The sequence below is a fragment of the Salinivirga sp. genome (assembly GCF_035268865.1).
GTDB lineage: Bacteria > Bacteroidota > Bacteroidia > Bacteroidales > Salinivirgaceae > Salinivirga.
This window is the reverse complement of the sequence record NZ_DATFKB010000246.1, coordinates 22,809-28,907: the sequence shown is the minus strand read 5'-3', so window position 1 is coordinate 28,907 and position 6,099 is coordinate 22,809. Positions and strand designations below refer to the sequence as shown.

The window sequence follows — 6,099 nt, the reverse complement described above, 5'->3', positions numbered from 1 at the left end:
GAAATGCTTACTGCGTACTTCCCTTTTCTATCTCCGTGGAGCTCATGGCATTTCGCAGCAGGAATTTTCATTAAATCACTTAAGTTGTCCGATGCTTCTATCTCTTTCATTCGCTGATTGACCTTTTTAGCCATCGTACCGAACTCTTTTTGCATCTCTCTTGCCTTTGTTAATTGCTTTTCAAGCTTATTAGATTTATATGAAACCCTCACTGCAAATATATTTATATTAACGAAAAAAGTTAATAAAAGTTCTAAATAAATTTAATCTCCAATCAGTTTATATTGATTCAAAATTATCTTTATAATTCCAATTAACAAATTGATTTAGCTCTAAATCAAGATCCATATTTCAAAAAAACGCGTTTTTAAACCCCAGTTAAAAAATTGTTTTTGAGACGCTTGCTATCCAATATATGATAATCCACTAAAAAAAACCAAAAATAACATCGTGAAAAACAACTTGCCTTTTTTCTTTAATCAAAGGTAACCTTTACTTCAATGCTACGTAAATTATGGTGAACAACATATTTTTATTGATAAACTCCACATTTTAAAGGAACTTTTTTACGTATGACTAATTCACAGCCTCCCGTATTTATCCCTGGAAATACCATTACCATGGCAGATAGCTATGTGGTTAATTCCAACACCAAAACAGTTGCAGCATTTTTCGAAATGGACCTGACTGATGTGCGACATAAACTTCAGCAAAAACGCAAAAACGGAGAAAACATCGCAATAACTGCATGGATTGTTAAATTAATGTCTGCAGCGTTGGAAGATCACAATCCAGAACAAAAGCTTACCGACTTTAATTATGCTATGTGGCTGGAAAAAGAATTTGATAACCAATTATACACCGTTCCGGTTAAAGTAAACAACGCATCAACAAAAAGCATTGAAGATATCTCAAAAGAAATTGGCTATGCCAAGGGACAAATGACACAGGAAAGGAACTTTCTGAAACAAAACAAAAGCCATAAAACAGCAAAATATCTGTTGTACTTACCCCACACACTTAAAAAAATCTTATGGCGGTTATTTATCAGAAACCCCCGCATGGCTTATCAAAAAATAGGAAATGGTGCTTTTAGCTACATTAGTACCTCGGGTAATTATACAAATACAGACCTTAAAAATGCCCATAAACAAATTTCTATGGGCATCAGTTCCATGTTTCAAAAACCAAGGCTAATCGATTACGATATTAAAATGCGCGACATTGTGCCTGTAACAGTATTAATCAACAAAGACCTGATGAAAAAACAGGATGCGACAGCATTCATTAAAGATATTGCTCAGCACATTAACAACAACGCGGCATTTATTTAGAGCGGGAACCTACCGTATGTCAGAGCATTGAAAACTAAAGCTTTTCAAGTTTACTGCAGTGATTTTCAATTAGGTGGTTATTGTCGAGGGCATAATCTTTATAAACCTTACGGATGTCCTCAAGTTGCTCGCGCACACCATCGGCTTCAGGGGTAGTTAAGAGTTTGAGCCGGCGTGGCTTAAAATTTGGCAACCCTTTAAAATAATTACTTAAATGCTGGCGCATTTCCAGTACTCCATACACATCACCTTTCCATTCAATAGATTTTTGCAAATGCATTTGTGCCATATCGACCCGGTCATCGATGGTTAAAGGTGGCATAAACTCGCCTTTATCGAGGTAGTGACGCACCTCTTTAAATATCCATGGCCGGCCAATTACAGCACGGCCGATCATGATGGCATCTACCCCATATTCATCAAACATTCGTTTTGCTCCCACGGGGTCTTTAATGTCTCCGTTACCAATAATGGGAATATTCACTCTGGGGTTTTGTTTCACTTCCCTGATTAAGGTCCAGTCGGCCTCGCCACGATAAAACTGGGCACGCGTGCGACCATGAATGGTCAGTGCGGCAATACCTGCATCCTGAAGCGGTTCAGCAAGTTCGGTTATGATTTTGGAGTCCTCATCCCACCCAAGACGGGTTTTTACAGTCACGGGAATATCTACAGCCTTTACTATGGCAGCTGTCATTTCAGCCATTTTTTCGGGCTCACGCAGCATGCCTGCACCTGCGCCTTTTCCAGCTACTTTTTTAACGGGACAGCCAAAATTCAGGTCTATAATATCGGGCTTCACTTCTGCCACCATCTTCGCAGCCCCAACCATCGAATCTATATTATGTCCGAAAATTTGAATAGCAATTGGGCGCTCATATTCGAATATATCTAATTTTTTGAGGCTTTTTTTGGCATCGCGCACCAAACCCTCCGCAGCAATAAACTCGGTATACATCAAATCGGCTCCGAATTGCTTGCACATATAGCGAAAAGGCGGATCACTCACATCCTCCATGGGTGCAAACACCACAGGGTAATCGCGTAATTCTGTATTCCCAATCTTAATCACAATAAAAATTCTATTTTTGTAGCTTACAAAAATACAAAAACAGTGCTAAATTCTATGGATTACCATAAAAGACCAACCGCAACACAATTTCTCGTTCGCCTGCTAATGCTTTTATTTATGATGGTAGCTGGCAACCTTATTTTCGTGGGCCTTGCATCTGGTGTTTCAATTATTGTATGGGATTATAATTTCTTCAGTCAGCCGGAAATGCTTGCCCAAATTGGCAATAGCGGCATGCTGCCGGTAGTAAGATTTTTCCAGGCAATGCAAACTATCGGGATGTTCCTGTTTCCGGGAATCCTCTGGGCTTTATTATATGACAAACCGGTTATGCATGGCCTGGACATTAAAAAATCAATTTCAACAGAAGCAATTTTCGGAACACTGCTGATCGTTATTGTTGCACTACCTATGATCAATGCATTAGCTGCTATTAATGAGGCTTTGAATTTGCCGGAATGGCTGAGCGCAATGGAACAAAACTTCAGAAGCACTGAAGAGCGCGCAATGGAATTTATGGAGGCACTACTCAACACCGAATCTATCGGCACCTTATTTATAAACCTACTGGTAATTGGTGTGCTGCCAGCAATTTCAGAAGAAGTACTGTTTAGAGGTGTGCTGCAAAAAGAGTTTGAACGTATTACACGTAAACCCATATTGTCGGTCATTATAGCAGCAATAGTTTTCGCAGCACTTCATTACCAATTTTTCACATTTTTGCCACGCGTAGCCTTAGGGATAATGTTGGGGCTGGTATACCTTTGGAGTAAAAACTTGTGGGTGCCCATTGCACTACATTTCTTCAATAATGGACTGAGTGTCCTGGCCTGGTTCTGGCTTTCACCGGAGCAAATAGATGGGTCTGTGGATAATATTGGCACACCAACATTTATGTGGCCATTGGCAATTGTGAGTATAATTTTGTTAGTAGCATTAATGTATGGCTTGCACCAACACTTCAGGAAACATCGCCATAGTTTACGTTAAGAAAAGGACGTAGTTTTTCGTTTTTACGATAAACGTATTTAATGCCATATTTTGAGGCCTTTTCACGTGCTTCGTCGGGCTTTAGGTCTTCAAAATTTGCTTCTATCTGGTTCCACAGGTTGACAATAAGCTGGTCCGCATCTTTGCGTAAATTGGCCACTTTCTCATGTGCTTTTTGAAATATGTCGTGATAATGTTGCTGATCCTGCCACACGCGCATAAAGTCCTGAAAATGTACTTTTACCCTGGCAATAGTTGGGTTAGTAATGGGACTTGCTCCCGAAGCCAGACGTGTTTCTTCGCCTTCAATAATGCGTTTACCCCACAAAATGAGGTCTTTTTCGGTATTCAGATCAGGCACGCGCTTGTCATTCTTTTTTAAGCCAAAAGCTTCCCTTATTTCGGGTTTCATCTCTCCCCTGGCCACAGCCATATTCATTACCTGTATAAAGTGAGAAAGGTACAAGCGGGTTTTTTTAATCACATCCTGAATTTTCTTATTGCGTTCAATCTGCGATTTTTGATAATTCCTTTGGTTATTCACAGCTTGCTCAAAAACGGGTAAAAAGGTGCGTATTTGCATAAGCGTGCTTTGGGAGAATGCTAACTCCGCGGGAGTTTGCCTTGAGCCCATATCCTGAGCATTTCTCATTGCCCTGATCCGGGCCGAGTCGGTATTTGGTAAGCGTCGGTATGGCATAAGCGAAATTCTTTGGTTAGTGATACTGTCTTTTGCGAATATATGGCAAATTGTTTATAAGTCAAGGTTCTTCGCCAACCCTTTGGTAAATATACTATTTTTATTGATAAACGCTATAAATTAATGTATTACAATTATCAAAATTATTCGTGATGGTATTAAAAATATGCGTTATTTTAATTTTATCAACAAATTTTATTGTATTCGCACAAGCTTATGCAACCTTTTGTTAAGGAACATTAGCAACTACATTTAAAGAAGCAGTGACTGATAAAGCAAAAAAAAGCTGCCTGCAATCGCAGACAGCTTCTATAAGACCAATATATTTTTTACTCACTTTCAACCTCTTTGACTGTCAGAATTGTGTCGTAACGTTCTTTATGCTTCAATATGTTCATAGCAGTATCTAAATACATATCATACTGCAGCGCGGTTTGAATTCTTCCTTTTTGATAATAATAACGACTGCTAATCTCTTCACTAATCATCTCCCTAATTTCGTCCTGAAATGTAATAAGATCCTGCTCCTTATCGTGTTCAAGTTTTTTACTTAAGGCCTCAATTTCGTTTTCTACAATTTTTAGATATTTCTCCCTTTTAAGCATTTGCTTTAGCTTGTCCAGCTCCTGTTCACTTCTTAGCTTATAATCATACGTTTTGTCTTTGAGGAATACCTTAAAAGCCTCAAAGGTTTCATCCGAAATTTTATAGGTAGCAGGGTCATCAATCGAATCGTTTTTATTTACAAACTCTGTAGCAAAATCAAAAATAAGTTGTTTCCTCACAAGGCTAACTGTAATTTTACTAAGGGTTGGCTGCTCGAGTTCGATATCAGGCATTATACCTCCACCATCGTAAACCGTTCTGCCATTTTTGGTACTATAGCTTGTAATTAAGGAATCAGGTACTTTACCTACACTTCCATCCTCTTTTCTGTTAGAATAGTCAAGTGCCTGAATACAGCGGCCACTGGGGATATAGTATTTAGCTGTGGTAATTTTGAGGCGTGCATTGTAGCTTAGGGGCCGGGTGGTTTGAACCAGACCTTTACCAAAAGTACGCGTGCCTACAACTACAGCCCTGTCTAAATCTTGCAGGGCTCCAGATACAATTTCACTGGCCGAAGCCGAACCACTATTCACCATGGCTACCACAGGCATCTGGGGGACAACAGGCTCTTTTTGTGCGTAGTACTCTTTATTCCATTTTTCCACCTTACCTTTAGTCGAAACAATAAGTTCACCTTTTGGTGCAAATAAATTCACAATTTCAACAGCCTCCATAAGCAGGCCGCCGGGGTTTCCTCTTAAATCGAGTATGTAACTTTCGGCTCCCTGACTTTTAAGATCCAAAACAGCATCTTTTACATCTTCTGATACCTTATGTGTAAAATTCGAGAGTCTAATGTATCCGATTTTGTCATCACGCATACCATACCATGGCACTGCAGGTACATGAATTTTCTTACGTGTTATTTCCTTTTCAATCTTTTCATCCTGTCCGGGCCGTTTAATTACAACATTTATCTTTGTTCCTGGCTGTCCTTTTAATTTTTCGCTGACATCTGGAAGGCTTTTTCCTTTGGTATCAAAATCATCAATTTTAATTAAAACATCTCCAGCCCTGAGCCCGGCCTTCTGAGCAGGAAAACCTTCGTAAGGATCAGCTACCATTACCCGGTCATCGTTTTTACGAATAAGTGCTCCAATCCCACCATAATTTCCGGTGGTCATGAAACGGTAATCTTCAATATCCGACTCGGGAATGTAATTGGTATACGGATCAAGAGACTTCAACATTTCGTCGATGCTGGTTTTTACAACCTCACCCGGATCAATTTCATCTACATAATATGTATTCAACTCCTTGAACAATGAGGTGTAAATATCTATATTCTTAACGATCTCAAAGCTGTTATCTTTATAACTTGTAGTAGTAATACCTACAGCTAAAAGCAAAAAAATCGGAATTATCCAGTATAATTTCTTTTTCATAATATCTAG

6 protein-coding genes are annotated in these 6,099 nt (G+C 39.1%); 2 read left to right on the top strand and 4 right to left on the bottom strand.

The genetic code is table 11. The annotated features are described in order from the left end of the window. On the bottom strand, nt 1-212 hold a 212-nt coding region (locus VJ937_RS14970; RefSeq protein ID WP_324068428.1), incomplete at its 3' end, for a hypothetical protein. Nucleotides 213-572: 360 nt separating this feature from the next. Between VJ937_RS14970 and VJ937_RS14965 the strand changes: the two genes are divergently transcribed. Beyond that, a complete protein-coding gene (locus VJ937_RS14965; protein WP_324068427.1) occupies nt 573-1,334 on the top strand; it encodes a hypothetical protein in 762 nt (253 codons plus the stop codon). A gap of 34 nt (nt 1,335-1,368) precedes the next feature. Here VJ937_RS14965 and dusB read toward each other — a convergent pair whose 3' ends face one another. Further along, the gene (gene dusB / locus VJ937_RS14960) at nt 1,369-2,403 is read right to left on the bottom strand and encodes a tRNA dihydrouridine synthase DusB (protein ID WP_324068429.1); all 1,035 of its coding nucleotides are present in this window, start codon (nt 2,401-2,403) and stop codon (nt 1,369-1,371) included. Between the two features lie 57 nt (nt 2,404-2,460). Here dusB and VJ937_RS14955 point away from each other — a divergent pair, with 57 nt between their 5' ends. Then, nucleotides 2,461-3,396: a CPBP family intramembrane glutamic endopeptidase gene (locus tag VJ937_RS14955; RefSeq protein WP_324068426.1), complete on the top strand. Its 936-nt coding sequence runs from the start codon at nt 2,461-2,463 to the stop codon at nt 3,394-3,396. On the opposite strand, the gene VJ937_RS14950 is transcribed toward VJ937_RS14955, so the two are convergent. Together VJ937_RS14950 and VJ937_RS14945 are read right to left on the bottom strand one after the other, a co-directional pair. Then, nucleotides 3,368-4,096 (bottom strand): hypothetical protein, encoded by a 729-nt coding sequence (locus VJ937_RS14950; RefSeq protein WP_324068425.1) that lies wholly within the window; start codon nt 4,094-4,096, stop codon nt 3,368-3,370. The genes VJ937_RS14955 and VJ937_RS14950 overlap by 29 nt on opposite strands. Before the next feature lie 329 nt (nt 4,097-4,425). After that, nucleotides 4,426-6,090 carry a S41 family peptidase gene (locus VJ937_RS14945; RefSeq protein ID WP_324068424.1) on the bottom strand — a complete coding sequence of 555 codons (1,665 nt, stop codon included), beginning with the start codon at nt 6,088-6,090 and terminating at the stop codon, nt 4,426-4,428. Nucleotides 6,091-6,099: the final 9 nt, after the last annotated feature.

Bases quoted from the DNA above. Each gene is read 5' to 3' on its own strand.
- VJ937_RS14965 (WP_324068427.1), top strand. From the start codon at position 573: ATGACTAATTCACAGCCTCCCGTATTTATCCCTGGAAATACCATTACC.
- VJ937_RS14955 (WP_324068426.1), top strand. From the start codon at position 2,461: ATGGATTACCATAAAAGACCAACCGCAACACAATTTCTCGTTCGCCTG.
- VJ937_RS14950 (WP_324068425.1), bottom strand. From the start codon at position 4,096: ATGCCATACCGACGCTTACCAAATACCGACTCGGCCCGGATCAGGGCA.
- VJ937_RS14945 (WP_324068424.1), bottom strand. From the start codon at position 6,090: ATGAAAAAGAAATTATACTGGATAATTCCGATTTTTTTGCTTTTAGCT.